This is a genomic window from Pseudomonas sp. AC229 (assembly GCF_979254655.1).
The window spans coordinates 546,766-572,826 of the sequence record NZ_CEEDHK010000001.1 but is presented as its reverse complement, the minus strand read 5'-3'; the positions used below and the strand labels follow the sequence as shown (position 1 = coordinate 572,826).

The 26,061-nt window shown below is 63.1% G+C and carries 18 protein-coding genes; 14 read left to right on the top strand and 4 right to left on the bottom strand.

Annotated features, from left to right (window positions below; translation table 11 throughout):
• Positions 1 to 22: 22 nt before the first annotated feature.
• Both AC0IW7_RS02575 and AC0IW7_RS02570 read left to right on the top strand, forming a co-directional pair.
• On the top strand, positions 23 to 406 hold the full coding sequence (locus tag AC0IW7_RS02575; protein ID WP_463550575.1) for a DUF4345 domain-containing protein: 384 nt from the start codon (positions 23 to 25) through the stop codon (positions 404 to 406).
• Positions 407 to 556: 150 nt separating this feature from the next.
• A complete protein-coding gene (locus AC0IW7_RS02570) occupies positions 557 to 1,942 on the top strand; it encodes a methyl-accepting chemotaxis protein (protein ID WP_471815583.1) in 1,386 nt (461 codons plus the stop codon).
• Between the two features lie 336 nt (positions 1,943 to 2,278).
• Here AC0IW7_RS02570 and mdoH read toward each other — a convergent pair whose 3' ends face one another.
• Both mdoH and AC0IW7_RS02560 read right to left on the bottom strand, forming a co-directional pair.
• A complete protein-coding gene (gene mdoH, locus AC0IW7_RS02565; protein ID WP_471815582.1) occupies positions 2,279 to 4,822 on the bottom strand; it encodes a glucans biosynthesis glucosyltransferase MdoH in 2,544 nt (847 codons plus the stop codon).
• Positions 4,815 to 6,530: a glucan biosynthesis protein G gene (locus AC0IW7_RS02560; protein ID WP_471815610.1), complete on the bottom strand. Its 1,716-nt coding sequence runs from the start codon at positions 6,528 to 6,530 to the stop codon at positions 4,815 to 4,817. Before AC0IW7_RS02560 ends, mdoH begins: the two co-directional genes overlap by 8 nt.
• A 504-nt stretch (positions 6,531 to 7,034) precedes the next feature.
• Here AC0IW7_RS02560 and AC0IW7_RS02555 point away from each other — a divergent pair.
• The 6 genes from AC0IW7_RS02555 (at position 7,035) to AC0IW7_RS02530 (ending at position 15,933) form a co-directional block, all read left to right on the top strand.
• Positions 7,035 to 8,606 (top strand): J domain-containing protein, encoded by a 1,572-nt coding sequence (locus tag AC0IW7_RS02555; protein WP_471815581.1) that lies wholly within the window; start codon positions 7,035 to 7,037, stop codon positions 8,604 to 8,606.
• 40 nt (positions 8,607 to 8,646) lie between these two features.
• Positions 8,647 to 10,350: a molecular chaperone HscC gene (locus tag AC0IW7_RS02550; protein WP_471815580.1), complete on the top strand. Its 1,704-nt coding sequence runs from the start codon at positions 8,647 to 8,649 to the stop codon at positions 10,348 to 10,350.
• Positions 10,347 to 12,011 (top strand): J domain-containing protein, encoded by a 1,665-nt coding sequence (locus tag AC0IW7_RS02545; protein ID WP_471815579.1) that lies wholly within the window; start codon positions 10,347 to 10,349, stop codon positions 12,009 to 12,011. The genes AC0IW7_RS02550 and AC0IW7_RS02545 overlap by 4 nt, the downstream gene beginning before the upstream one ends.
• Before the next feature lie 126 nt (positions 12,012 to 12,137).
• Entirely contained in the window at positions 12,138 to 12,710 is a 573-nt protein-coding gene (locus AC0IW7_RS02540) for a (2Fe-2S)-binding protein (RefSeq protein ID WP_471815578.1), read from the top strand.
• Positions 12,707 to 13,696, top strand: a complete 990-nt coding sequence (locus AC0IW7_RS02535) for an FAD binding domain-containing protein (protein ID WP_471815577.1) — start codon at positions 12,707 to 12,709, stop codon at positions 13,694 to 13,696. Before AC0IW7_RS02540 ends, AC0IW7_RS02535 begins: the two co-directional genes overlap by 4 nt.
• Positions 13,693 to 15,933: a xanthine dehydrogenase family protein molybdopterin-binding subunit gene (locus tag AC0IW7_RS02530; protein ID WP_471815576.1), complete on the top strand. Its 2,241-nt coding sequence runs from the start codon at positions 13,693 to 13,695 to the stop codon at positions 15,931 to 15,933. Before AC0IW7_RS02535 ends, AC0IW7_RS02530 begins: the two co-directional genes overlap by 4 nt.
• On the opposite strand, the gene AC0IW7_RS02525 is transcribed toward AC0IW7_RS02530, so the two are convergent.
• Complete coding sequence (locus AC0IW7_RS02525; RefSeq protein WP_471815575.1) at positions 15,911 to 17,164, bottom strand: MFS transporter; 1,254 nt, start codon at positions 17,162 to 17,164, stop codon at positions 15,911 to 15,913. The two genes, AC0IW7_RS02530 and AC0IW7_RS02525, sit on opposite strands and share 23 nt — an antisense overlap.
• A gap of 661 nt (positions 17,165 to 17,825) precedes the next feature.
• Between AC0IW7_RS02525 and AC0IW7_RS02520 the strand changes: the two genes are divergently transcribed.
• The 6 genes from AC0IW7_RS02520 to AC0IW7_RS02495 all read left to right on the top strand — a co-directional run bounded on the left by AC0IW7_RS02520 (position 17,826) and on the right by AC0IW7_RS02495 (position 24,616).
• A complete protein-coding gene (locus AC0IW7_RS02520; RefSeq protein WP_463550565.1) occupies positions 17,826 to 19,259 on the top strand; it encodes a cytochrome ubiquinol oxidase subunit I in 1,434 nt (477 codons plus the stop codon).
• Between the two features lie 2 nt (positions 19,260 to 19,261).
• Positions 19,262 to 20,272: a cytochrome d ubiquinol oxidase subunit II gene (cydB, locus tag AC0IW7_RS02515; protein WP_122494628.1), complete on the top strand. Its 1,011-nt coding sequence runs from the start codon at positions 19,262 to 19,264 to the stop codon at positions 20,270 to 20,272.
• Between the two features lie 10 nt (positions 20,273 to 20,282).
• Positions 20,283 to 20,423 carry a DUF2474 domain-containing protein gene (locus AC0IW7_RS02510; protein WP_463383824.1) on the top strand — a complete coding sequence of 47 codons (141 nt, stop codon included), beginning with the start codon at positions 20,283 to 20,285 and terminating at the stop codon, positions 20,421 to 20,423.
• A 159-nt stretch (positions 20,424 to 20,582) separates the two neighbouring features.
• On the top strand, positions 20,583 to 21,089 hold the full coding sequence (locus AC0IW7_RS02505) for a sigma-70 family RNA polymerase sigma factor (RefSeq protein ID WP_122494624.1): 507 nt from the start codon (positions 20,583 to 20,585) through the stop codon (positions 21,087 to 21,089).
• The gene (locus tag AC0IW7_RS02500) at positions 21,086 to 22,051 is read left to right on the top strand and encodes a FecR family protein (protein ID WP_471815574.1); all 966 of its coding nucleotides are present in this window, start codon (positions 21,086 to 21,088) and stop codon (positions 22,049 to 22,051) included. The genes AC0IW7_RS02505 and AC0IW7_RS02500 overlap by 4 nt, the downstream gene beginning before the upstream one ends.
• A gap of 153 nt (positions 22,052 to 22,204) precedes the next feature.
• The gene (locus tag AC0IW7_RS02495; RefSeq protein WP_471815573.1) at positions 22,205 to 24,616 is read left to right on the top strand and encodes a TonB-dependent siderophore receptor; all 2,412 of its coding nucleotides are present in this window, start codon (positions 22,205 to 22,207) and stop codon (positions 24,614 to 24,616) included.
• 220 nt (positions 24,617 to 24,836) lie between these two features.
• Here the strand turns inward: AC0IW7_RS02495 and AC0IW7_RS02490 are convergent, their stop codons facing one another.
• Positions 24,837 to 25,961 carry a methyltransferase gene (locus AC0IW7_RS02490; RefSeq protein ID WP_471815572.1) on the bottom strand — a complete coding sequence of 375 codons (1,125 nt, stop codon included), beginning with the start codon at positions 25,959 to 25,961 and terminating at the stop codon, positions 24,837 to 24,839.
• Positions 25,962 to 26,061: the final 100 nt, after the last annotated feature.

The following is a 26,061-nucleotide window of genomic DNA, read 5'->3' as shown; positions in this document are numbered from 1 at the left end:
TCCCAAACGCTGGAGCGTTCCGATGCTGTTTGCCCGTGTGTTTCTGCTGCTTCAGGCCCTGGTGTTGGGCGGCTTTGGCGTGGCGTATTTCGTGTACCCGCAAGAGATGGCCAATCTCACCGGCATGCTGCTGATGCAAACCGCGGCGGTGGTGGATGTGCGCGCCTACTACGGCGCCTTGCAGCTGGGGCTCGGCGTATTTCTGTTGTCTGCCGCCTTTCGCCCGGCTTACTGGCGCCCGGCGCTGAGCCTGCTGACGCTGCTGTTCGCCGCGCTTGCACTGGGTCGCATCGCCGGTTTGTACCTCGACGGGCTGATTGGCCAGACCTTCAACTTCTACGCCCTGGGTTATGAAGCGGCGTCGGCGCTGTTGGCCTATGTCGGTTTTCGGCGCCTGCCGGCGTAACCGTTCGCACCAAAAGGAGCCCCGTTTTCAGCGTTAGTTTTAAAACGGAGCAGGCGCAAGGCCCGTGCTTGAGCGTAAGCGAAAGAATTCGGCGTTAGCGTAGTGGCACTGTGCTTGCACGACCCTGTGTCTAACAGGGAGAACACAACTATGTTGCTACTGCGCACCAAAGCCCGTCGAGCCGAAGACGACGGCGCCTTGAGCTTGCTGGTGGACCACCTTGACCTGACCAGTCAGTTGTCCACCGTGCAGCCCATCAATACTCGCCTCAACCACTTCGCCCAGACCCTGCATAAACGCTTGGGCGACAGCCTCGCCGCGTCTGTCGATATTGCCGCCCACGCCCCGGAACTGGCGCGCATCGCCAGCGAAACCGAAGCCAGCGGCCAGCGCCTGGCGCAAGCCTCGGAGCTGATCGCCAGCGCCAGCGAAGAAGTCAGCACCACCCTGGACAGCGAGCTGGTGCCGGGTGCCGCGCACGTGGCGAAGCTGGCGGCCGACGTGTCGGCAACCTTGCGCAGCTGCCAGCAAACCGGCGACGCCGTGCTGCGCCAAGTGGATGCGATCGACGCCAGCGAAGCGCAGCTCGAAGGCGTGATCGGCCAACTGGTCGGGCAACTGGAAGAAGTCAGCCAAGTGCTCGGCGTGATCGCCAGCATTTCCCAGCAAACCAACCTGCTGGCCCTGAACGCCGCCATCGAAGCCGCGCGCGCTGGCGAGCATGGTCGAGGTTTCGCCGTGGTCGCCGATGAAGTGCGGCGCCTGGCCGGGCACACCACCGAGGCCACTGGCAAAGTCAGCCAGATTCTCGAACGCTTTCGCGACGGCATGGCCCAGCTCGGCACGGCCGGCCAGCACATGCACAGCGCCGTTGCCGATGGCCGCGACGGCATGACCCGCATGGGCGAAGACCTGCGCAACACCCGCGCGGCCATGGACCAGCTCGACCAGCGCGTCGGCCATATTGCCGCCGGCACCGAACAGATCGGCATCGCGGTGCACGCCATCAATGGCGACGTGCAAAACATTGCCGGGGTGGCGGCCGAGCTGCTCAGCAAAGCCGGCCAGGTGTCCACCCACAGCCAAGCCGTGCGCCGCAGCGGTGACCAACTGCTCGATGGCCTCGGTGCGTTTCGCTTGCAGATTCACAAAGACGTGCAAGCCAGTGTCGAGCGCCTGGCCATGGAAGCGGCGCTGCACGGCGACGTCGCCCGCGCTGAAGACTTTCTGCGCGACACGTTGCGGCGGGATCCGCGCTTTGAATTGTTCTACCTGGTTGGCAGCGACGGCACGCAACTGAGCGAAAACGTGTTTGCCCAGGGGCTGGATAAAGGCGACAGCTGCAAGGGCCGCAACTGGTCGCAACGGCCCTGGTTCCGTGCGGTGGCTGAACAGCTGAGCAGCCACATCACCCCCGTGTACCGCTCCAGCGCCACCGATGCGTTTTGCTTCACTGTTTCGGTGCCAGTGTTTACCGCTAACGGGCAATTGCAGCGGGTGCTGGGGGCGGATGTGCGGTTGTCGGCGTTGGTGTAGGGGAGGGAGACGGTCCGACGATTCGGGGGGGCAGAGGTTTGAGTCGTGCGAAAATCGGCGACACATCCGACATTCTGGATCCCCGCGTGCGCGAGGATGACGGAGGTTTTTTTAAGACTTGCGCAAGACGACGCGCAAAGCTCCGTCAAGCGCGCCTTCACGAGGATGACGGAAGTTTTTCTTAAGACCTCCGCAAGTCGATGCACAAACCCACCGTCATCCTCGCGCACGCGGGGATCCAGGCTCGTTCAGGAGATGAAGCTTGAGCGGCTGACCGCAGCCCTCTCCCCCAGCCCCTCTCCCGCGAGCGGGCGAGGGGAGCCTGACCGCGCGCGATCACGCTAACACCACATTCCCCACCGCCGGCAAGGGCAGCAACGGTGCATGCGGATCCTTGGCAATCGTCTCCCGCCAACTCTCAATCCACTCGCTCGGCTGGTTTTCCCAAACGGCAGCATGCAGCCGCGCCAAGGCCACCGGGTCGCTCAGCAGGGCCATGCGCGCTGCGCCGTCCAGTTGCTTCGGCCCAACCTTCAACGCATGGCGCACCTGCTCCGTGCGCTGCCATTCCAGCGGTTCGGCCTGGCGATGGCGGGCGGTGGCCAGCGCGTAGGCGAGGGCGTTTTGTTTCGGGTCAACTACGGCATGCACGAAGCCGTTGTGCAGCGCGTGCCAGTTGTTTTCGTGGTTGTACTCATCGGTGGCCACCAGCTCGCGCGGCGGTTGGTATTCCTCGGGAATCAGGAACAGTTGCTCGTCTTTAGCCTTCAACCCCAGGCCCACGCGGCTGGACAACACTGACAGCGGAATCGACAGCATCAGCGACCCCACAATCGGCGCCAGCCACCACAGAAAGCTCGGGTTCAGCCACGCCACCAAGGCCGTCCACACCACACCGAGCGCGGTCTGCGGCCCATGGCGCAGCGCGGCTTCGCGCCAGGTGGTGGAACCGTCGTCGCGGCTCGGTGAATGCCACACCGCTTCCCAACCGAGAAACGCTGCCAGCACAAAACGCGTGTGAAACAGCATGCGCACGGGCGCCAGCAGAATGGAGAAAAGCATTTCCAGCAGCATCGACACGGTTACTCGCAGCCTGCCGCCGTAGGCTTTGGCGCCCTTGGCCCAGACCAGCACCACGCTCAGCAGCTTGGGCAAGAACAGCAGCACCACGGTGGTGGAGAACAAGGCGATGGCCTTTTCCGGATGCCATTGCGGCCACAGCGGATACAGCTGGCGCGGCTCCATAAAGTACTGCGGTTCCATCAGCGTATTGGTCGCCAGCAGCGCGGTGGACAGCAGCAAGAAGAAGAACCACAACGGCGCCGACAGGTACGACATCACGCCGGTTAGAAACACCGCGCGGTGCACCGGGTGCATGCCCTTGACCATAAACAGGCGGAAGTTCATTAGGTTGCCGTGGCACCAGCGGCGGTCACGCTTGAGCTCATCAAGCAGATTGGGCGGCAGCTCTTCGTAGCTGCCTGGCAGGTCGTAGGCGATCCATACGCCCCAACCGGCACGGCGCATCAGCGCGGCTTCAACGAAGTCGTGGGACAGAATCGCCCCCGCAAACGCGCCCTTGCCCGGCAGCGGCGCCAACGCGCAGTGTTCGATAAAGGGCTTCATGCGGATGATCGCGTTATGGCCCCAGTAGTGCGATTCGCCGAGCTGCCAGAAGTGCAGGCCCGCGGTGAAAAGCGGCCCATACACACGGGTGGCGAACTGTTGAATGCGCGCATACAAACTGTTCATGCCCGACGCGCGCGGGGCGGTCTGGATGATGCCGGCGTCCGGCGTGGCCTCCATCAAACGCACCAGGCTGGTCAGGCATTCGCCGCTCATCACGCTGTCGGCATCAAGCACCACCATGTAGCGGTAGTCGCTGCCCCAGCGCCGGCAGAAGTCGTCGAGGTTGCCGCTTTTGCGTTTAACCCGGCGGCGGCGACGGCGGTAGAAGATCCGTCCGAACCCTTGGGTTTCGCGGCACAGGTCGAGCCAGGCCTGTTGCTCGGCGACGGCGATGTCCGCGTCGTTGCTGTCGCTGAGCACGAAGAAGTCGAAGTGCGCCACTTCGCCCGTGGCCACCACCGACTCATACGTAGCCCGCAACCCGGCAAATACCCGCGCCACGTCTTCGTTGCAGATCGGCATGACGATGGCCGTGCGCGCCTCGGCAGGTATGGGTTCGTTGCCGGCGCTGGCGCCGGAAATGCGGTACTTGTCGCGCCCGGTGAGCAATTCCAGAAAGCCCATCAGCGCGGTCCAGAACCCGGCCGACACCCAACAGAACAAAATGCCGAACAGCAGCAAAATGCTGCCCTGCAAGAAATACGGCAGCACCTGGGTGACCGTTTGCAGAATGGTTTGCTGGCGCACTTCTTCCCATTCAAAAAACGCCCAGCCCTGGTACGGCATGATGCCTTTCATGTACCAACCGGCGACCAGCGTTTGCCCCAACATCAGCACCAACAGAATGTAGCGGCGAACAGAACCCACATGCCGCCAGCGCGCGGACGGCAGTTCACGCTTGGGCGCGCGCGGCGGATTTTCGCGGCCGCGAAGGGTGCGCCAGGCGCGTACCAACACATTGGTTCGCCAGGGCTCGGGAATCACCCGCGTGCGTTTGATCGGCGGCGTCGCCTTCAGGCGCACGCGGCCTTCGGCATCGGCGTCGAGCAGTTGCGTATCGGTGCTGAGCAAGGTCAGCCGCTGCGCCACGGAGGCATGCACCGCCGCCTCGTTATTCTCGACAGGCTGCGCGGCGAGGCGCTGATGCACGTCCTGCAGCGAGGCACTGTCGCTGAGCGCGGCGCGTTGCGCTTCGCTCAGCGGCAGGTGCGCCAGGTACTCGCGCACGGTTTGGGCGGCTGGCTTATTCATCGGCAGGCAACTGGTTGCTCCAGGTTTCCGTCAGCACCTGCACGGCTGGCGGGGCGGGCGGCACGTCGTTCGCGGGCGCGGTAGGTGCCGGGGCGGCAGCGGGTGTCGGTGCGGCGGCGCTGCCATTGCCTGGCGCTGGGGCGGTGGCCGCAGTGGCGGGTGCTGCTGGAGCTGCTGCTGGTGCCGCTGGCGCTGGCGCTGGCGCCTGGTCTTCATCCACCGCCGCCGGCACCTCAACAGGCAGATCGCGCACCAAGGCCGCGCGCATTTCCACCGGCTTGTTCGGGTCGACCACTTTGAACCGCAAGGTCAGGCGCCAGCCCTTGGTTTCCGGGTTGTAGCGCACGTTGTTTTCCATCAGCTTGGCGTTGTCGTCCAGGCTGATCTGGCTGCGCACTGGCGCGTCTTCCAGCAGGGCTTTGAGGGCCGGGCCTTCGAAGTCGACCAAAAAGGCGATGCTGCCATCAGGCTCGCGAATCAGGTTCGACTGCTTCACGTCGCCCGTGGAGCGCAGCGTTTGTTTAACCGAGGCCAGCTCCTGCGAGCCCAGCGCTTTTTCATCGCTGCTCCAGTGCAAGCGGTAGCTGAAGTCAATCGGCTGACCGGCCTCGGGCAGCGACTCGGGTTTCCAGAAGGCCACGATGTTGTCGTTGGTTTCATCGGCGGTGGGAATTTCCACCAGGTTGACGGTGCCTTTGCCCCACTCACCCTGCGGCTCGATCCACGCGCTCGGGCGTTGGTCGTAGCGGTCGTCGAGGTCTTCGTAGTGGGAGAAGTCGCGACCGCGTTGCAGCAGGCCGAAGCCTTTCGGGTTTTCCACGGCAAAGCTGCTCACGCCCAAGTGCTTGGGATTGTTCAGCGGGCGCCAGATCCACTCATCGTTGCCGGTGTGAATCGACAGGCCGTTGGAGTCATGCAACTCGCGGCGGTAGTTCAGGGTTTTCGGCGGCTGATTGGCGCCGAACAGGTACATGCTCGTCAGCGGCGCAACGCCCAACTGCGCCACGTTTTCGCGCAGGTACATGCGGGTTTTCACATCCACCACCGAGTCGGTGCCCGGGCGCAGCACCAGGCGATAAGCGCCGGTGGCGCGTGGCGAGTCCAGCAGGGCGTAAATCACCAACTGCTTCTCGCCGGCCTTGGGCCGCTCGATCCAGAACTCGGTGAAATGCGGAAATTCTTCGCCCGAGGGCAACGCCGTATCAATCGCCATGCCGCGCGCCGACAAGCCATAGGTCTGGCCTTTGCCCACCACGCGGAAATAACTCGCGCCGAGCAGGGTCATGATCTCGTCCTGCTTGTCGGCTTTGTTGATCGGATAGAGCACACGAAAGCCGGCGTAACCCAATTGTTCGGTGGCCTTGGCGTCGAACTTGAGGTCGCCGAAATCGAAACGGCTGGGGTCGTACTTGATTTCGCTCACCGTGGTGGCGGTGACTTCGTTGATTTTCACCGGCGTATTGAAGTGCATACCCTGGTGATAAAACGACAACTTGAACGGCGTCTTCAGGTCTTGCCACTCGGCTTTTTCGGGGCGGAAGCGGATCTTCTGATAATCCGCAAACTTCATCTCACTGAACTCGGCCGGCAGGTTGCTTTTGGGCACCACATACTTTTGCGCCGCCAGGTCTTTAGCTTTCTGCGCCACGTCGTCCAGGTTGAACGCCCAGAGCTGTCCGGCAGCCATTAACGACACCAGCGCCGCCATGGTGGTGAGGGAATGGCGCAGTCGTTTGCGCTTACCGGTTGCTGCGTTTGGGATGCTGAAAGTCACTGAGGGCTCCTCGCTGTAATCGGGTTGCCAACGAAATTGCTAAGCGAGCTAAGCGAGTTGGCGGGACAAAGTTCCGACTGCAATTGGCTTCAATGATTCCGCGGCGAAGCGTCAAGCACGGCCTGGCCAGGCTGGCGGGGGCTGTGCCCGCGTTGTCCGCCTCCCAGCGAAGCGCCGCAACGGCGGGCGCTGACGAGCGTCGAGCGGCGCTTGGCCAGTACCGGCTTTTTGCCGATGAAAGGTGCGCAAGCGATGCTATTTGTCGCAACGTATGGCCTTTCGCCGGCTCGCGCTTTACGTCGTCCTCGGCGCTGGTTCTAATGCGCGCCCGAAGACGGAGGTCTTCGCCAGCCCCCGCCATTGCAAGGAGCGCAGGCCCGCCATGTTCGTCCCCGCCATTTCTGTTTTCGCCGCGCCGCATCGCTGGAAAACCGCACCGTGAGCTGCTGGGAAGTGCTCGGCCTCGACGCTGAAAGTGATGCGCGTGCGATCAAGCGTCGCTATGCCGAGCTGGTCAAAGTGTTCCGCCCGGATGCTGACCCCGTAGGCTTTCAACGCCTGCGTGAAGCGTACGACCACGCACTGTTCATGGCGCGGCTTGAGAAGGGCGATGCTTCGGTTCAGGCCGATACGCCACCGGCCTCGCCGTCGCCAGGCGCCGATGCACAATGGCTGCACGCGCTGATGGCTACCCTCACGCTCGATGCCCTCGATAACGCCCTGCACACCGCCCGCACCCATGGCGGCCAGGCCTTGTTCGAGCGCGCGTTACTCGCGCACTGTGTTTCGCCACGCCCTGAGGCGCCGGCCTGGACGGCGTGGGCGCTCACCCACTTGCAATGGCTGACGCCCTGGCAAAGTGCGGATCTGCCCCAGGCGCAGCTCGACATGCTGGCGCAGCACCTGTTGCGCCGGCATTGGGCTGAGTTGAACAGTCTGGTGGACGCCGATGACTGGGCACAGGCCATTGCCTGCGTGCAGCGGTTCTATGCCCAGCCCTGGATGCAGTCGGTGGATCACACGCTTAGCTATTCGCAGGCGCTGGTGAACTGGCAGGTGGAAAACGACGCCGTCACGCTCGACTTTTTTCTGAAGACCGCGAAGTTGTTCGGCTGGGGTGAGAACACTGAACGGATGCCGATTGCCCATTGGCAGCGCGACGTTCTGCTCAAGCGTCAGGACGAGCGTTGGTTCAGCAGGAAAATCAACCGGCTATTGGCCGTAAAAGAACCGCGTAACACTGAGGAATCGGCGGCCTGGATGCTGTTCAAACCGCTCGGCGCTGCCCAGCGGCGACGCTTGGCTGATGATTTCATCAAGCTTGACTGGGCCGCCTGCGAGCAAATGCAGCGCATCGCCAACAGCCAGCCGAAGCACCTGTGGCCGTCTGCCGATCCTGACGGCGATGCGGAGCCGTTTGATTGGCAGCGCTACCGCGCCGGCCAACGGTGGCCGGGCGCTTATGCCTGGCTGGTGGTGTTGTGCATCGCGACCTTCGCCCTGATCAACAGCCTGCCGCATTCGTTGCCGGGGGTGCGTGGCCAGACGCCCGGCGCCCCGGCCTGGTTGGTCATCCAAAGCTGCGTAAATGGTGCGTTCGCGGCCTTGCTGCTTAGCGGTGTGCATGGCACATGGAGTTGGCTGGCGCGGCGATTGACCGTCGTCGACTTTGCGCTCGGCAGGTTGTGTGTGCCGGCCTCTGTTTTCTGTGGCGGTGCAGGCCTGCTGCCGTTACGCAACGGCGTGCCCTGCATCGGGCTCGGGGTGGTGGTCGGCGCTCTGCTGGCCAGCACCACGGATCTGTCGCCCTTGCTGGTGTTTGCTTTCGGGCTGCTGGCGAGTGGGCTCGCGGGGGCCTATTCGTTGTTGCAGTTTTTCCGTCCCGGCCTGCGTGCGCCCCGTCTGAGCCTATGGCTGAACGCCAACCTCGAAGGACTGCTCGCGCACGCCATGTGGATAGGCGGCTTGCTGGGCTTGGGCTGGATGCTGTGGTTCAGCACGCCGCGTTAATCATTTTTATTTTCTCGTTTTGGCAAGGAGCGGCGTCAGCATGATTGTCGGCATCGATTTAGGCACCACCAACAGTCTCGTCGCGGTTTGGCAGGACGATAAACCCTGCCTGGTTGCCAATGCCCTCGGCGGTTTTCTCACGCCCAGCGTGGTCGGGCTCGATGACCTCGGCCAGGTTCTGGTTGGTGAAGTGGCGCGCGAACGCCTGCAAACCCACCCGCACCTCACCACGTCGTTGTTCAAACGCTACATGGGCAGCAAGCGCGACATTCAGTTGGGAAAGCGCACCTTCCGCCCGGAAGAGCTCTCCGCGCTGGTGCTCAAAAGCCTGATGGCGGACGTGGAGCGCGCCTACGGCGAGCCGGTAACAGAGGCGGTGATCAGCGTGCCGGCCTATTTCAGCGACGCTCAGCGCAAAGCCACGCGCACGGCGGGCGAGCTGGCCGGGCTTACGGTGGAAAAACTCATCAACGAACCCACCGCCGCCGCGCTTTCCTATGGCCTGCACCGTAAGGAAGAAAGCTCGTTTCTGGTCTTCGATCTGGGCGGCGGCACGTTCGATGTGTCGATTCTGGAACTGTTCGACGGCGTCATGGAAGTGCGCGCCAGCGCTGGCGATAACTTCCTCGGCGGTGAAGACTTCGACGATGTGCTGGTGCAGCGCTTCGTGAAACTGCAAGGCAAGACGCCGGGCTTTCCGGACGCCAACCAGCCCGCTATCCGCAACCGTTTGCGCCGCGAAGCGCAACGCGTTCGTCACGAGCTGGGCAGCCGCGAAGAGAGCGTATTTAGCCTGCGCTTGAACGATCAGCAATGGTCCGAGCGGTTCACCGCCGAGCATTTGCACGAAGCGGCCATGCCGCTGCTCGATCGTTTGCGTGCGCCCATCGAGCGAGCGCTGCGTGATGCCAGCATTCGTGCGGCCGATCTCGACGAAGTGCTGTTGGTGGGCGGCACCACCCGCATGCCACTGCTGCGCAAATTGACCGCCGGCCTGTTTGGGCGAATTCCTTCCATGCACCTCAATCCTGATGAAGTAGTGGCGTTGGGCGCGGCTGTGCAGGCAGCGCTCAAAGCGCGGCACGCGGCGCTGGAGGAAGTGGTGTTGACCGATGTGTGCCCTTACAGCTTGGGCATCGAAGTGACGAACCAAAGTGCGGTGGGCAATGAGCACGGCCATTACCTGCCCATCATCGAGCGCAACAGCGTGGTGCCGGTCAGCCGCGTGGAGCGGGTGCACACCACCCATCCCCAGCAGCGTCAGGTGCACGTCAAAGTATTTCAGGGCGAGAGCCGCCTGGTGAAAGACAACATTTTCCTTGGCGAGCTGCAGATCGAGGTGCCGCCGCAAACCGACAGCCTGCTCGACCTCGACGTGCGGTTTACCTACGACATCAACGGCCTGCTGGAAGCCTTCGTGACCATTGCGCTCACCCAGGAAAGCCACAGCCTGGTGATCGAAAACAGTCCGGGCGCGATGACAGCCGATGAAATTGCCGAGCGCCTGAAGCAGCTGCAAGACCTGAAAATTCATCCACGCGAACAACAGGTCAACAGCGTGTTGGTGGCGCGGCTCGAGCGCTTGTATCAGGAAAGCCTCGGGGAGCAGCGCCAATACGTCGGCACCTTGGCGCAGCAGTTTCAGCAACTGCTTGAAACTCAGGACGAACGGCAGATACGCGTCGGTCGCGTGGAAATTGGCCAACGCCTGGAAGCATTGGAAAAAGGGTTTAACGGGCTATGAACCAGAGTTGCTGGCAGGTGCTGGGCTTAAGCGATGAGAGTGATAGCGGCACCATCAAACGTCGTTATGCCCAACTGCTCAAAGTCACCCGCCCGGACGACGACCCGCAGGCCTTTCAGCGTCTGCGCGAGGCTTATGAAACCGCGCTGCAACAGGCTCGCCGGTCGGATATACACGCGACGTTGCAGGTCGTCGCGTTGGAAATTGAAGCGGTGCAAGCGCCGTCGGAACCTGCGGCCTGGTCCGATCACAACCCCTGGCTAAACGAGATTTTCGCCGAGCTGAGCGTGGCGCAACTCGATGCTCACCTGCTCCAGGCACGTGAGCGCGACTGTCAGCCACTGTTTGAAGCACGTTTGCTGACCCACTGTCTGGCTGCCGGGAATGACGCCATTGCGTGCGTGCAGTGGGCGGTGGACGCGCTGCGCTGGTTAACGCCGTGGCAGTCGCCAGCGCTGGTCCACAAACAGACCGAGCAATTGGCCGTGCAACTGCTGAACGTGCGAATCGCTGAACTCGCCCAGTGGTTGGCAGAGGGGCAGGAAAGCCGCGCATTCGACGGGCTAACCGCCCTGTTGCGCAGCCCCTGGCTGGAAAGCGTGGACCGCCAGGCGCAGGCCCGCGAGGCGCTGCTGGAGTGGTTGGCCAGCGACGAAAACCGCACCCCTGCGATGGTCGAGCGTTTGTTTGATTTGCTGGGCATCGACGACAAACAAGCCCGCGAGTACCGCCAACATTGGGCACTGACCCACTTGCACCACTACTTGGCCAAACAGGCGGTGCTGCGACGACTGCGCAAGCAACTGGCCATGACCTGGCCGGTGCGCCACGAGGAGCAGGCGGCATGGCTGCTGTTCAAAGACATGAGCGCCAGCGAAGGGCGGCGTCTGAGCGATGCGGTGGCGCCGGATGTCTGGGAGGCCTGCGCAACTCTGGAGTTCGAGATGCGCCATGAGGTCCCGGAGCTGGTCCCGGCACTGCGTGAGCAGGGTATTCAAAACTGGCGCAAATGGTTGGCACGCGCCGAAGGGGTTTGGCTGAACCTGTGGTTGATGCTGCTGGTGATGCTGGCCACCGCCGCGCCTGGGTGGGTCAAGATCATGGGCGGCGCGCCACTGCCGGACGATCTCGGCGCCAAGGCGGTGGCCACGGTTGGCGCCGGGGTTATCACGATGCTGCTGGTCCGATGGGTGGGCCGAGGTGTGGACCGCATCGCGCGGCTCCTGGCAGGCACAGACGCCTGGATCAGCGAGCGCCTGTTGCCTCGCTTCGTGGCGAATGACGGGGCCGGTTTTCTGCTACTGCGCCACGGTGTGCCTTGCGCGTTGCTCGGTGCCGTGTACGGCGGTTGGGCCAGCGGTTTGGGCCCCTACGCTCCGCTCTTCGGCAGCGCGGTGGGGTTGGGAGCCGTGGCGTACGCGCTGCAAAACCTGCGCAGCGATGCGCCCACCAGTGGCCGCATGGACGCGCTGCGGGACTTTTGGCAGCGGCGCAAAGCCACATTTGGCTGGGCGTTGGTGGCGGTTCTGATCGTTTGCTTTGTGGCAATACGCAACGTGCAGTTCTCAACGGCTCAGCAGCTAGGTGCTGGTCAATCTTGCCAACAGAAGGTGGGCGAATGGGGCCTCAAATGCGAGCAACGGCCCGCTGGGGCACGGTGAACGAACGAGGCAGCCACCGCTTGGCATAAACCCTGAACCCCCTTCCAAAGGGAGCAGTCGTAACCCATAGACGCAGCCAACTGCGCCGCCGCCCATGCGCGGCCCGCCGATTACCGTGAGGCTTCTATGAGTACGACTCTGACTGGCGAAGGCCTGGAAAATGAGCGCGACGATCTGTTCGCGCTGCACACCCTGCGTTTCACCATCAATGGCGAGCAGCGCCGGGTTCAGGTGCCGGCCTGGACCACGTTGTTGGACATGCTGCGTGAGCAACTGCAACTCACTGGCACCAAGAAAGGCTGCGACCACGGCCAGTGTGGTGCGTGCACGGTGTTGCTCGATGGCAAGCGTATCAACAGCTGCCTGACCCTGGCGGTGATGCACGATGGGGCGGAACTGACGACCATCGAAGGCGTGGCCAACGGCGAAGAGCTGCATCCGTTGCAGCGCGCGTTTATCAAGCACGATGCCTTTCAATGCGGCTTTTGTACGCCGGGGCAAATCTGCTCGGCGTTGGCGATGGCCGGTGAAAACCGCGCCCACAGCAGCGACGAAATTCGCGAGCAAATGAGCGGCAACCTGTGCCGTTGCGGTGCCTATAACAACATTCTGGCGGCCATCGAAGAAGCGTTGCCGGTGTGTCGCGGTGAGCTTGAAACCAGCGCGCCGGCGCTGATCAAGAAGGGGGACGCGGCATGAGTCCCTTTGCTTATGCGCGGCCCACGGCGCTGGATGAAGCCCTGCGGTTGGCCGGGCCACATGCGCGCTTTATTGCCGGTGGCACCAATCTGCTCGATTTGATGAAAGAGAACGTCGAGCGTCCCCAACGCTTGATCGATATCACCGGCCTGCCGCTACACGAACTCACCGATACGGTGGACGGCGGCCTGCTGATCGGCGCCTTGGTCAGCAACAGCGACCTCGCCTGGCACCCTCGCGTGGAGCGCGATTACCCGTTGCTGGCGCAGGCGATTCTGGCCGGGGCCTCACCGCAGTTGCGCAACATGGCGTCCACCGGCGGCAACCTGCTGCAACGCACGCGCTGCCTGTATTTCTACGACACCGCCACGCCATGCAATAAGCGCGAGCCGGGTTCCGGTTGCAGCGCGCTAAAGGGCTTGAACCGTAACCACGCCATTCTGGGCGCGAGTGAACACTGCGTGGCGACCCATCCCTCGGACATGTGCGTTGCCCTCGCTGCCTTGCAGGCCAAGGTGCATGTGGCCGGGCCGCAAGGCGCTCGGGTGATTGCGTTCGCGGATTTTCATCGCCTGCCAGGCGATGAGCCGCAACGCGACAACGTGCTGGCGCAGGACGAGCTGATTACCGCCATCGAACTGCCCGCCGCCGGGTTTGCCGCCCACAGCCACTACCTGAAAGTGCGCGACCGTGAGTCGTATGCCTTCGCCTTGGTGTCGGTGGCGGCGGCGCTGGATATCGACGGCCATGTGATTCGCGAGGCGCGTATTGCCCTGGGCGGCGTGGCGCACAAACCGTGGCGCAACCCGGACGCCGAAGCGGCGCTGGTGGGCAAACCGGCGACGCCCGCGAATTTCCGCCTGGCCGCCGATTTGCTTCTCGACGGGGCCAACGGATTGGGCCGCAACACTTTCAAAATTGAACTGGCGCGCCAGGCTGTGGTGCGTGCCCTCAACGATGCCGCGAAAGCAGGGGAGGCCGCATGAGCGCCACCGTTACAGCCCTTCACACGCCGCTTGAAGCGCCCATGGGCGTGCCACTGGACCGCGTCGACGGCTACGCCAAAGTCACCGGCGAAGCGCGCTACGCAGCGGATTTTCACACGGCCGAGTTGACCTACGGTTGGGTGGTGTCCAGCCCTATCGCCCATGGCCGCATTGTCGATATCGACGCCCGCGCCGCCTTGGCCTTGCCCGGCGTGCTGCTGGTGCTCAGCCACTTGAACCGGCCGGAGTTGGCCAGCTACGACGAGGCGTATATGGACGCCGATGCGGGCGATGGTTCGCCGTTCCGTCCGTTCTACAACGATCGCATTCTCTACAGCGGCCAGCCGGTGGCGCTGGTGGTGGCGAAGACGCTGGAACAGGCGCGCATGGCTGCCGCCCAGGTGCACGTTGAATACCGCAGCGAGCCCCATCACACCGATCTGCGTGAGCAGTTGGGCAACAGCCACAAAGCCCCTGCCGAATTGCCCGAACCGCGCGGCGATGTCGACGCGGCGCTGGCGCGCTCCACCGCCCGCGTCGACGTGGAATACGAGACGCCGATCGAGCACCACAACCCCATGGAGCCTCACGCCTCCACCGTGGTGGTGCAACCCGATGGTGGCCTGCTGATTTACGACAAAACCCAAGGCACGCAAAACTGCCGCACCTTTGTCGAGCAAGTGTTCGGCCTGGAGCCGGGCAGCGTGCGGGTGGTGGCGCATTACGTGGGCGGCGCCTTTGGTTCCGGCCTGCGTCCGCAATACCAATTGACCTTGGCCGTGATGGCCGCGCTGAAGCTCAAGCGCTCAGTGCGTGTGGCACTCACCCGCCAGCAAATGTTCACGTTTGGCTATCGGCCGCGCACCATTCAGCGCTTGAGTTTGGGCGCCGATGCCAACGGCAAGCTGCAAGCCATTCGCCATGAAGCCATCGCGCAAACCGCGAGTTTCGAAGACTTCACCGAACACCTGGTCGAGTGGTCCGGCATGCTTTATCACTGCGATAACGTGGCGCTCGACTACCACCTGGTGCCGCTGGATGTGTACACACCGCTGGACATGCGCGCGCCGGGCGCCGCCACGGGCGTGTTGGCACTGGAATGCGCTATCGACGAATTGGCGTACGCCGCCAACGTCTGCCCGTTGAAGTTGCGCATCGAAAACTACAGCGACCGCAACCAGAACGAAGACAAACCCTACTCAAGCAAGGCCTTGCGCGAGTGCTACAGCGAAGGCGCCGAACGCTTCGGCTGGGCCAGACGTTCGCCCGAGCCGCGCAGCATGCGCGACGGCAACGACCTGCTGGGCTGGGGCGTGGCCACTGGCGTGTGGGAAGCCATGCAGCAGAAAGCCAGCGCCCGCGTGGTTCTCGACGTTTACGGGCGCCTGCACGTCAGCAGCGCCGTAACCGACATCGGCACCGGCACCTACACCGCGCTTACGCAAATTGCAGCCGCCGCCATGGGGCTGGACACCGATGACGTGGCAGTGCTGATCGGCGACTCCAGCCTGCCCACCTCGCCGCTGCAAGGCGGCTCGTTCACCATTTCCTCGGTTGGCAGCGCCGTGCAGCAAGCCTGCGCCGCCTTGCAAAAACAACTGCTGGAAGCGGCGCAACAGCTCGATGATTCGCCCTTCGCCGAGGCCACCCGCGAGCAGGTGGAATTCGCTGATGGCGCGTTGCGTCTGAAGGCCGACCCGAGCCAGCAAGTAGCCCTTGGCGAAATTGTGCGCTGCAGTGGCAGCGGGCATATCGAGGCCCACGTCGACGCTGAACCGGACCAAGAGAAACGCGACCCCTACGCCACCGCCACGCATTCGGCGGTGTTCGTGGAAGTGCGCGTCGACGAAGCGCTGGGCAAGGTGCGCGTCAGCCGTGTGGTCAGCGCCATTGCCGCCGGGCGCGTGGTGAATCCGAAAACCGCACGCAGCCAGATTCTCGGCGGCGTGGTGTGGGGCATTGGCATGGCGTTGCAGGAAGAGACGCAAGTCGACCACAACCTGGGCCGCTACATGAACCACAACCTGGCCGAATACCACGTGCCGGTGCATGCCGACATGGGCGATATCGATGTGATTTTTGTCGACGAGCCCGACACCATCGTCAACGCCCTAGGCTCGAAAGGTGTCGGGGAAATTGGCCTGGTGGGCGTCGGCGCGGCGATTGCCAACGCCGTGTACCACGCCACCGGCAAGCGCATTCGGGAATTCCCGATTACGGTGGAGAAGGTGTTGTAGGCGCGGCCGGTTCCGGCGCGCTGAGGGTTTCGCGGTTGGCCAGGGTGGGGAACAGCTTGTACCAAGTGCCGGTAATCAACAGCGTGCCGACCCCGCCCATGACCACCGCGTTAACCGTGCCGAACCAATGGGCGGTGAGGCCGGACTCGAACTCGCCGAGCTGATTGGACGCGCCGATAAACAAGCCATTCACCGCACTAACGCGGCCGCGCATGGCATCGGGCGTTTCCAGCTGCACGAACGCGCCGCGAATGACCATGCTGATCATGTCGGCCGCGCCGAGAATCACCAACACCAGCAGCGAGAACCACAACGAGGTCGACAACCCAAAGGCGATGGTCGCCACGCCGAACACGCCGACCGCAATAAACATCACGCGGCCCACCTTGCGCTTGATCGGAAAGCGCGCAATCCAGAACGCCATCAACAGCGCGCCCACCGCCGGCGCCGAACGCAGCATGCCCAGGCCCCACGGGCCGGTGAGCAGAATGTCTTTAGCGAATACTGGCAACAGCGCCGTAGCGCCGCCCAGCAGAACCGCGAATAAATCCAGCGAAATGGCGCCGAAAATATCCGGCCGGCTGCGAATAAAACGGATACCCGCCAACAGCGAATGCACTGACGGCCGCTCCTGGCTGAGCTTGGCCTGGTTCTTCGGCAGGCTCAGCATCAACCCGCACGCCAGCACATACAGCGCCGTGGTCGGGGCATACACCCAGATACTGCCAAACGCATAAAGAAAACCGCCCAGCGCCGGGGCGACGATGGTGGCCGTTTGAATCGCCGAGGAAGACGCCGCAATGGCCGCCGGAAACAACGCCGCCGGCACCAGGCTCGGCAACAGCGCTTGTGTGGCCGGCATCTCGAAGGCGCGGGTACTGCCGAGCAAGAAGGCCAGCACAAAAATCATCTCGCGGGTGACATCGCCGCTGGTGCTACCGAGCACCAACGCGAAGGCGATCACCGCCTGACAGCCCTGACAAAACGCCGCCACCTTGCGCCGGTCATAGCGGTCTGCGACGTGGCCGGTGTGCAACATAAACAGCACACGCGGCAAGAACTCCACCAAGCCGACCCAACCCAGGTCCATGACGCTGCCGGTGAGCTGATACATATGCCAACCGATCGCCACCGTCAGCATCTGAAAACCGCTGGCCGTGAATACGCGGGCGAGCCAGAACGTGAGAAACGGAACGTGATGACGCAGCAGCTGGGGCGTGGTGGTGGACATAGTTCATCTGGGGAGTGGGGCGGGGAGGGCAGAGGCTAGCATGGTGGGAGGGCGCCACGGCTCGGAAGCGGCCAGTGATCGCCCGTTTTTTTGGCGGATTGGTGAAGCAACGGCCCCTCTCCCCCAGCCCCTCTCCCGCGAGCGGGCGAGGGGAGACGTACCTCGTCCGCCGGGCTGACGCATTTAACCCCCTCTCCCGCTTGCGGGAGAGGGTTGGGGAGAGGGGCGGTTGATCGACGCTTTTGATCTGGCTCGTGATCTACCTGCCCCATTCATCGCAGGCCGAGTGGAGTCGTCGCGTAGGTTGAGCGGCCGGGAGCCGCGAAGCGAATATCGGGCCATGGATGGTTTGGGCGTACGACTCGAGATTCTGGATCCCCGCCTGCGCGGGGATGACGGTGAGCTAACCCGAGCTGACGTTTCGGTGTCGTCTAAACGCCGGAAAACCTTCGCGCGACAATCCACCACATCAGCCCTCAACCCGCAAAAGCGTTAGGCTTTGACCTACATCAACACGCCATCACGCTTGGCGTGCAGGGCCAAGCCGCCCATCCCGTAACACGCCGCCCTAACAATAATTTCCTGAACCGATCGCAAATTTTCAGGGCTAAACCAAATGCCCCACGAACGCGCGATAACAGATTTCTGACGAGGAATATCCATGTTTGGCTTAGAGGCGCTGGATCTGGCCCGAATGCAGTTCGCGTTCACCATTTCCTTTCACATCATCTTCCCCGCCATCACCATCGGCCTGGCCAGTTACCTGGCTGTGCTCGAAGGGCTGTGGCTGAAGACCCGCGACGAAACCTACCGCGACCTGTACCACTTCTGGTCGAAAATCTTCGCCGTCAACTTCGGCATGGGCGTGGTCTCGGGCTTGGTGATGGCCTACCAATTCGGCACCAACTGGAGCGGATTTTCCGATTTCGCCGGCGCCATCACGGGGCCGCTGCTCACCTACGAGGTGCTCACGGCGTTCTTCCTCGAAGCCGGGTTCCTCGGTGTGATGCTGTTTGGCTGGAACCGCGTGGGCCCCGGTTTGCACTTTTTCTCCACCGTTATGGTGGCCATCGGTACGTTGATTTCCACCTTCTGGATTCTCGCGTCCAATAGCTGGATGCACACCCCGCAAGGCTTCGACATTGTTGACGGGCGCGTGGTGCCGTTGGATTGGTTCGCGGTGATTTTCAACCCGTCGTTCCCGTATCGCCTGATTCATATGTCCATCGCGGCCTTCCTGGCCACGGCGTTTTTTGTCGGCTCGTCGGCGGCCTGGCACTTGCTGCGCGGTCGCGGTAACCCGGCCATTCGGCGCATGTTGTCGATGGCCATGTGGATGGCGTTGATCGTGGCGCCCATTCAGATGGTGGTCGGCGATTTCCATGGCCTGAACACGCTTAAACACCAGCCGGCGAAAATCGCTGCCATCGAAGGCCATTGGGAAAACGTCGGCAACGAACCGACGCCGTTGATCCTGTTTGGCTGGCCCGACATGAAGGCGGAGAAAACCCGTTTCGCCGTGGAAATTCCATACATGGGCAGCCTGATTCTGACCCACAGCCTGGACAAACAAGTGCCGGCGCTGAAGGAGTTCAAGGCTGAAGACCGGCCCAACTCCACCATCGTGTTCTGGACGTTCCGCATCATGGTCGCGCTCGGCATGCTGATGTTGCTGACCGGCGTGTGGAGCCTGTGGCTGCGGTTTCGCGGTCGGCTGTATGAGTCCAAGCCGTTTCTGTACCTGGCGTTGTGGATGGGGCCTTCCGGCGTCATTGCCATTCTTGCCGGCTGGTTTACTACGGAAGTCGGCCGCCAGCCGTGGGTGGTGTACGGCCTGATGCGCACGGCCGATGCGTCGTCCAACCACAGCTTCGCGCAAATGAGCCTGACCCTGATTCTCTTCGTGGTGGTGTACTTCGCCCTGTTTGGCGCGGGGTTCGGCTACATGATGCGCCTGGTGCGCAAGGGCCCGATTACCGACGAAGGCCGCGAGCCACGCGAAGGCGGGCCGGGGACCAAACGGACACCGGCGCGGCCGTTGTCAGCGCCGGGTGAAGGCCTGGAAACTGACCAGAACCTGGGCAGAGGTAACTGAGTATGGGCGGTATCGATCTTTCGTTGATCTGGGCGGTCATCATCGTCTTCGGCATCATGATGTACGTGGTCATGGACGGCTTCGACCTGGGCATCGGCATCCTCTTCCCGTTTGTGAAAGACGACGGCGAACGGGACATCATGATGAACACCGTGGCGCCGGTCTGGGACGGTAACGAAACCTGGCTAGTGCTGGGCGGCGCGGGCCTGTTCGGCGCCTTTCCGTTGGCCTATTCGGTGGTGCTCAGCGCCTTGTATCTGCCGCTGATTTTTATGCTGCTGGGCCTGATCTTTCGCGGCGTGGCCTTCGAGTTCCGCTTCAAGGCCAAAGAGCACAAGCGCCATCTGTGGGACAAAGCCTTTATCGGCGGCTCGCTGACCGCGACCTTCTTTCAGGGCGTGGCGCTGGGGGCGTATATCGACGGCTTGCCTGTGGTTAACCGCACGTATGCCGGCGGCTCGCTGGATTGGCTCGCGCCGTTCCCGTTGTTCTGCGGCGTGGCATTGATTGCCGCCTACGCGCTGCTGGGCTGCACCTGGCTGATCATGAAAACCGAAGGCCGTTTGCAAAAGCAGATGCACGACATGGCGCGGCCCTTGGCGTTTGTGCTGCTGGGCGTGACCGGCGTGGTCAGCTTGTGGACACCCTTGGCCCATAGCGAAATCGCCGAACGCTGGTTCAGCCTGCCAAACCTGTTCTATTTCCTGCCGGTTCCCGTGCTGGTGCTGGTGACCTTCGTCGCCCTGCTGCGCGCCGTGGAGCGCAACCGCAACTACGTGCCGTTCCTGCTGACGCTGGTGCTGATTTTCCTCGGCTACAGCGGCTTGGGCATCAGCTTGTGGCCGAACATCATTCCGCCGTCAGTGAGCATCTGGCAGGCCGCGTCGCCGCCGTCGAGCCAAGGCTTCATTCTGGTCGGGGCGCTGTTCATCATCCCGTTCATCCTGATGTACACCGCGTGGAGCTACTACGTGTTCCGCGGCAAGGTGACACCGGATCAGGGCTATCACTAGGGGCGCGGCGATGGAAACCAGCGACAAACAACCCTTCTGGAAACGCCTCGGCTGGCTGGTCCTCATCTGGACCGCCAGCGTGCTGGCCTTGGGCGTGGTGTCGTATTTGCTGCGCCTGTTTATGCAGGCCGCGGGCATGAGTACGCCGTAGGGCGAGGCCGGCGTTAAACAAACGCATCCCCTGTAGGAGAGGCTTTAGCCTCGAGCGTTTGATCTCCATCGCCGCCCCGCCTCCTCGCCATCACTCGCATTTGAAATCAATTCTCAACAAAGGTATGTTGCGCTTCCCTCGTTTCAGCCGGAAGCCGCCGTGCCTTCGCCTCTCGACCCTCACTCTGCGGACGACCCGTTCCAGCGCCATGCCGGCGAGCTGCTGCGTTTTTTCCAGCGGCAGTTGAAGTGCGCCGAGTTGGCGGCCGATTTGCGCCAGGAAGCGTGGTTGCGTTTCAGCCGCCGGGAACCCACTGAGGAAATCGGCAACCTGCGGGCGTTTTTGTACCGCATCGCGCGCAATCTGATCATTGACCATCACCGTCAGCAGGAAGCTCGCCCTACCCAAGAAGCCATGGACGATCAGCTGGAATCCGAGCTGCCCGGTCCCGAGCGCATTGCCAGCGGCGCGCAAGGCGTGAGTCGCTTGCAGGACGTGCTCGATGGTTTGCCCGAGCACTTGCGCCAGGCGCTGTTGTGGAATCGGCTCGACGGCTTGACCCAGCGTGAAATCGGCGAGCGCCTCGGTGTCTCGGAAAGCATGGCCGGACGCTATATCCTCAAGGCCCTCGAAACCTGTCAGCAGCACATGGACGCCGGCCAATGACACACACCCAACCCGCCACCGACCTGCCCTTGGCGCAAGCGCGCGAATGGCAGGTGCTGCTGCATTCCGGGCGCGCGACGGCGGCGGACCATGCGCGGCTTGATGCCTGGCGGGCGGCGTCGCAGCAGAACGCCGAGGCGATGCAGCAGGTGGAAAATCTGTGGTCGCTGCTCGGCGAAGTGTCGCGCCCAGCGCCGGCCGCAAACGTGGTCAAGGTGAGGCGGGCCCGTCGCGCGGCGCGCTGGGGTTTGCCGCTGGCCGCAGCCGCCGCGTTGCTGCTGGCGGTGTGGCTGCCCCAAGGCACCTGGGTTGGCCTGTACGCCGATTACCACACCCAGCCTGGCGAGGTGCGCGAGGTGCGCTTGAGCGATGGCTCGGTGCTCACGCTCAACGGTGACACGGCGCTGGATTGGTCGGTAAGCGAGGGCCGCCGCGAGGTGAAGTTGTATCGCGGCGAAGCGTATTTTCAGGTCGCTCACGACGCCACCCAGCCGTTCTTCGTGCTCGCCGGCCCGGCGCAGATTCGCGTCACCGGCACCCGGTTCGACGTCCACTACAGCGGCGACCAGCAGGTTCAACTGGCCGTCAGTCAGGGCCAGGTGCACGTCAGCGACGGCAACCAGCCCGCGCAGTTTGTGAACGCGCACCAGCAGATCGCCTGGCGCAACGGCGCACTGCAAACCCTCGAACCGCTGGACGAAGCACAACGTCTGGCCTGGCAGCGCGGGCGTCTGGTGTTCCGTTCGCAGCCGCTGGTGGAGGTGTTCGCCCAACTGCAACGGGTGCAAGGCAAGCGCGTGCTGTTTCTGGACGAGGCGGCGCGGCGCCTGCAAGTGACCGGGGTATTTGCCAGCGCCGACCCGAACGCGCTGCTGCGTGCCATCGAAAGCAATTTGCCGGTGCGCCTCACGCGTCTGCCGGGGCTGTTGCTGGTTTCTTCACGCGAGCCGGCGGCCCAGTAAATTCGGGGCCTGCGCGGCGGCGCGAAAAATAATCGAAAAAAAATGGCGGCGTCGGTTCAGAAAGCTCGCGCGCTTACGTCTTCTGTTTCTGCAAATGCGAAGTTCTCGCAAAAGAGAACAGAAGCAACAGACCCGGCAGAACAGGACATCACCATGGGCCGCAAGCCACCGCGCGTTTTTCACTCTTTCCTGGCCATTCCATTGGCCTGCGCCAGTCTGGCGGCGTCGGCCGTCGAACTGAACGTGCCCGCGCAAAGCCTGGAAGCGGCGCTGACCGATTTCGCTGAACAGGCCAACGTGCGCCTGCTCTACGACGCCGGCCTGACCCGCAGTCAGCAGGCACCGGCGCTACAGGGTGATTACTCGGTGGCAGACGGTCTGCAGCGCTTGCTGCAAGGTTCTGGCCTGACTTACCGCATCGACGCCGACGGCACCGTGAGCGTGCAGCCGATTCCGGCAGAAACCGGCGCGGTCGAGCTGGACGTAACCAACGTCAACAGCGTGGCCGATGGCCGTCGCGACCTGCCGGAAACCTACGCTGGCGGCGACGTGGCCCGTGGCGCGCGCGTCGGTGTGCTGGGCAACCAAGATATGCAAGACGTGCCCTTCAGCGTGTCGAGCTACACCAGCCAACTGATCGAAAACCGCCAAGCGCAAAGCCTGGGCGAGGTGATGGACAGCGACCCGGCGGTGCGTCAGTCCTACGGCTTCGGCAACTTCTCGCAGGTGTTCGTGATCCGTGGCCTGCAGCTGTATTCCGACGACATTTCGCTGAACGGTTTGTACGGCGTTCTGCCGCGCCAGATCATTTCCACTGAAGCGGTGGAACGGGTGGAAGTGTTCAAGGGCTCGAACGCCTTTCTCAACGGCGTGTCGCCCGGCGGTAGCGGCGTGGGCGGCGGTATCAACATCGTCTCCAAGCACGCAGAAGACACGCCCACCCGCAGCGCCACGCTGGATTACAGCAGCAGCGACCGCGTCGGCGGCAGCTTCGATCTGGGCCAGCGTTTCGGCGAAGACAATAAATTCGGCGTGCGCGTGAACATGGCCAAACGCGATGGCGAAACGGCGGTGGACGACGAGCACCAGCACTTCAGCCTGGTGGCGTTCGGCTTGGACTACCGGGGCGAGCGCCTGCGTGTATCGACCGACTTTGGCTATCAGAAACAGCGGGTCAACGAAGGCCGCTCGGTGGTTTACCTCACGCCCGCCTCGCTAAGCAAAACCCCGAAAGTGCCAGACGCCGACCACAACTACTCCCAGCCTTGGGCGTATTCGCAGATGGAAGACACCTTCGGCATGGCCACTGTCGAATTCGACCTCAACGACAATTGGACCCTCTACGGCGCCGCTGGCGGCAAGTACACCCGCGAGAACGGCGTGTACTCGTCGCTGTACGTCAGCAGCCTGGATGGCAGCGGACGCGTCGGGCGCTTGTACGCCCCGCGCGATGAAGAAAGCCGCAGCGCCCTTGGCGGTTTGCGCGGCACGTTCGATACCGGGCCGGTCAGCCATAAACTCAACTTCGGCTTGAGCGGCAACTGGCGGGAATGGCGTAGCGCGAATGAGTCGACGTCTGAAGCCAATCGCTTGCCGGGCAATCTCTACGACCCTTTCGACAGTCCCATACCACGCGCCACTATCAACGGCGATATCCATGACCCGCGCAAGACCGGATCCTCAATCGCCCGCAGCGCCGCCATTTCCGACACCTTGGGTTTCTTTGACGAGCGCGTGTTGTTCACCCTTGGCATTCGTCGTCAGCAGATCGTCACCAGCGCCTGGAACGCCCGCACCGGTGTGCGCAGCTCGGACTACGACCAAAGCATCAACACGCCCGTGTATGGCCTGGTGATCAAGCCCACGGAGTACCTGTCGTTCTACGCGAACCGCATCGAAGGACTCTCGCCGGGGCAGGTGAGCACGGCAGCGGGAAACCGTGGCGAGATGTTCCCGCCGTATCGTTCGAAGCAAATCGAAGCGGGCGTGAAGCTCGACTGGCAAACCTTCGGCGCCAGTTTTGGCGTGTACCGCATCGAGCAGCCGCAGCTGGTTACCGTCAACAACGTCTCCAGCGTGGACGCCGAGCAGCGCAACCGCGGCATTGAAGTGAGCGTGTTCGGCGAACCGCTGCCGGGCCTGCGCCTGTTGGCCGGCGGTACGTGGGTGGACACCGAACTGCGCGGCACGGTGGCCAGCGTCGGCACCCCGGCACGCACCGTGCGCGGCGTGAACGACGGCAATCGTGCCGTGGGCGTACCCAACTTCCAATACAACCTGAGCGCCGACTGGGACGTGCCGGGCGTGCAAGGCCTGGCCGTCAATGGCCTGTTGCTGCGCACTGGCGGGCAATACTACGACTCGGCCAACGACCTGAGCATTCCCGCCTGGACCCGCATCGACCTGGGCGCCCGGTATGCCTTCAAGCTGGATGAGCGCGATATCACCTTGCGCGCCGGGATGGAGAACGTGGCGAATAAGGATTATTGGGAGTCGGCCAATGGCGGGTACTTGACCCAGGGCGCGCCGAGGACGGTGAAGGTGTCGGCTACGGTGGATTTTTGAGGGTGGGGAGGGTGTTGAGGTTTGATTCGAGTTTGGTGCTCGGCTGACGACTCTGGATTCCGAATCGTCGGACCGCCGCCTTCGCGGGAATGACGGTGGAGGTTTGGGCTGGCTGTCTACTCAAACACTCCCGCGAACTTAACACCCGTCATTCCCGCGAAGGCGGGAATCCAGAATGCGGCGTCGAACTCGGTCTCGGCATTTGGAACCAACCTACGACCTACTTAACCCCCTTCAACACCACAAACTTCGGATTAGCCGCCACCTGTTCAACCCCCCGAAACAGCCGCTTCAACTTGGCGTGATACCCCAGGTGCCGATTCCCCACAATCCACAATTCCCCCCCCGTCACCAACGCCGCCCGCGCCTGCTGAAACATGCGCCACGCGAGAAAATCCCCCACCACTTGCTGCTGATGAAACGGCGGATTGCACAGCACGATATCCAGCGAATCCTCTTCTTGTTCGGCCAAACCATCATCGGCACGAATCGTCACCGCCCGCTCGCCCAGCGCCGCCTGCCAATTCTCGGCGGCCGATTGCACGGCCATGTACGACTCGTCCACCAGCGTCAGCTGCGCATCCGGATTGCCCAGGGCGCAGGCGATGCCCAGCACGCCGTTGCCGCAGCCCAGGTCAGCCACGCGGGCGCTGCCGATGTTTTTTGGCAGGTGCGGGAGGAAGGCGCGGGTGCCGATGTCGAGGCCTTCGCGGCAGAACACGTTGGCGTGGTTGAGCAGCTCCAGGCGCGGCGAATCGAGCAGATAACGGCTGGGGTAGGGCGATGCGACCGGGGCTTTATCGGTCGGCGTCACCAGCAGCAGGCGGGCTTTTTTCACGGCCAGCGAGGCCTGTACCGGGCCGACGTATTGCTCCAGCAAATCGCCAGCGCTGCGTGGCAAGTGCTTGACCATGCCGGCCGCCACCACCCGTGCGCCGGGCGCCAGTTGGCCGTGCAGGCGAATCAGTTGTTCTTCCAGCAGTGCCAGGGTTTTGGGGATGCGGATCAACACCCAATCGAACGGCCCTTGCACGGTTTGGCTGGCCGGCACGAATGGCACGCTGTCGGCCGGCAATCCGTTACACGCCAGGTTATTGCGCAGCGCCAACGCACCGAGGTGCGAGTCGCCGCTGCTGATAATCTGCGCCTTGCCCGCCAGGCTCGCCGCCAATGCGCCAAAGCTGTCATTAAGCAGCAGCACGCGCGCCTCGGGCGCCAGACCCTGTTCGGCCAGATGGTTGAGCAGGTATTCGTCCGCCGCATCGAACGCCTGCAACGGGTCGTCGCGCTGGGGCGGCTGGCGGAACAGGTCGAGAGAAGCGAAGGGCGTGGTGAAAACAGGCATGGTGCGAACCGCTGAAGAGCAAGGGCGGCAATGATGGCGGATGTGCTCGATGCTGCAAAGTGGCGCGAGCCGGGCGCGCCGTTTGGCTGGCTAAAACCCC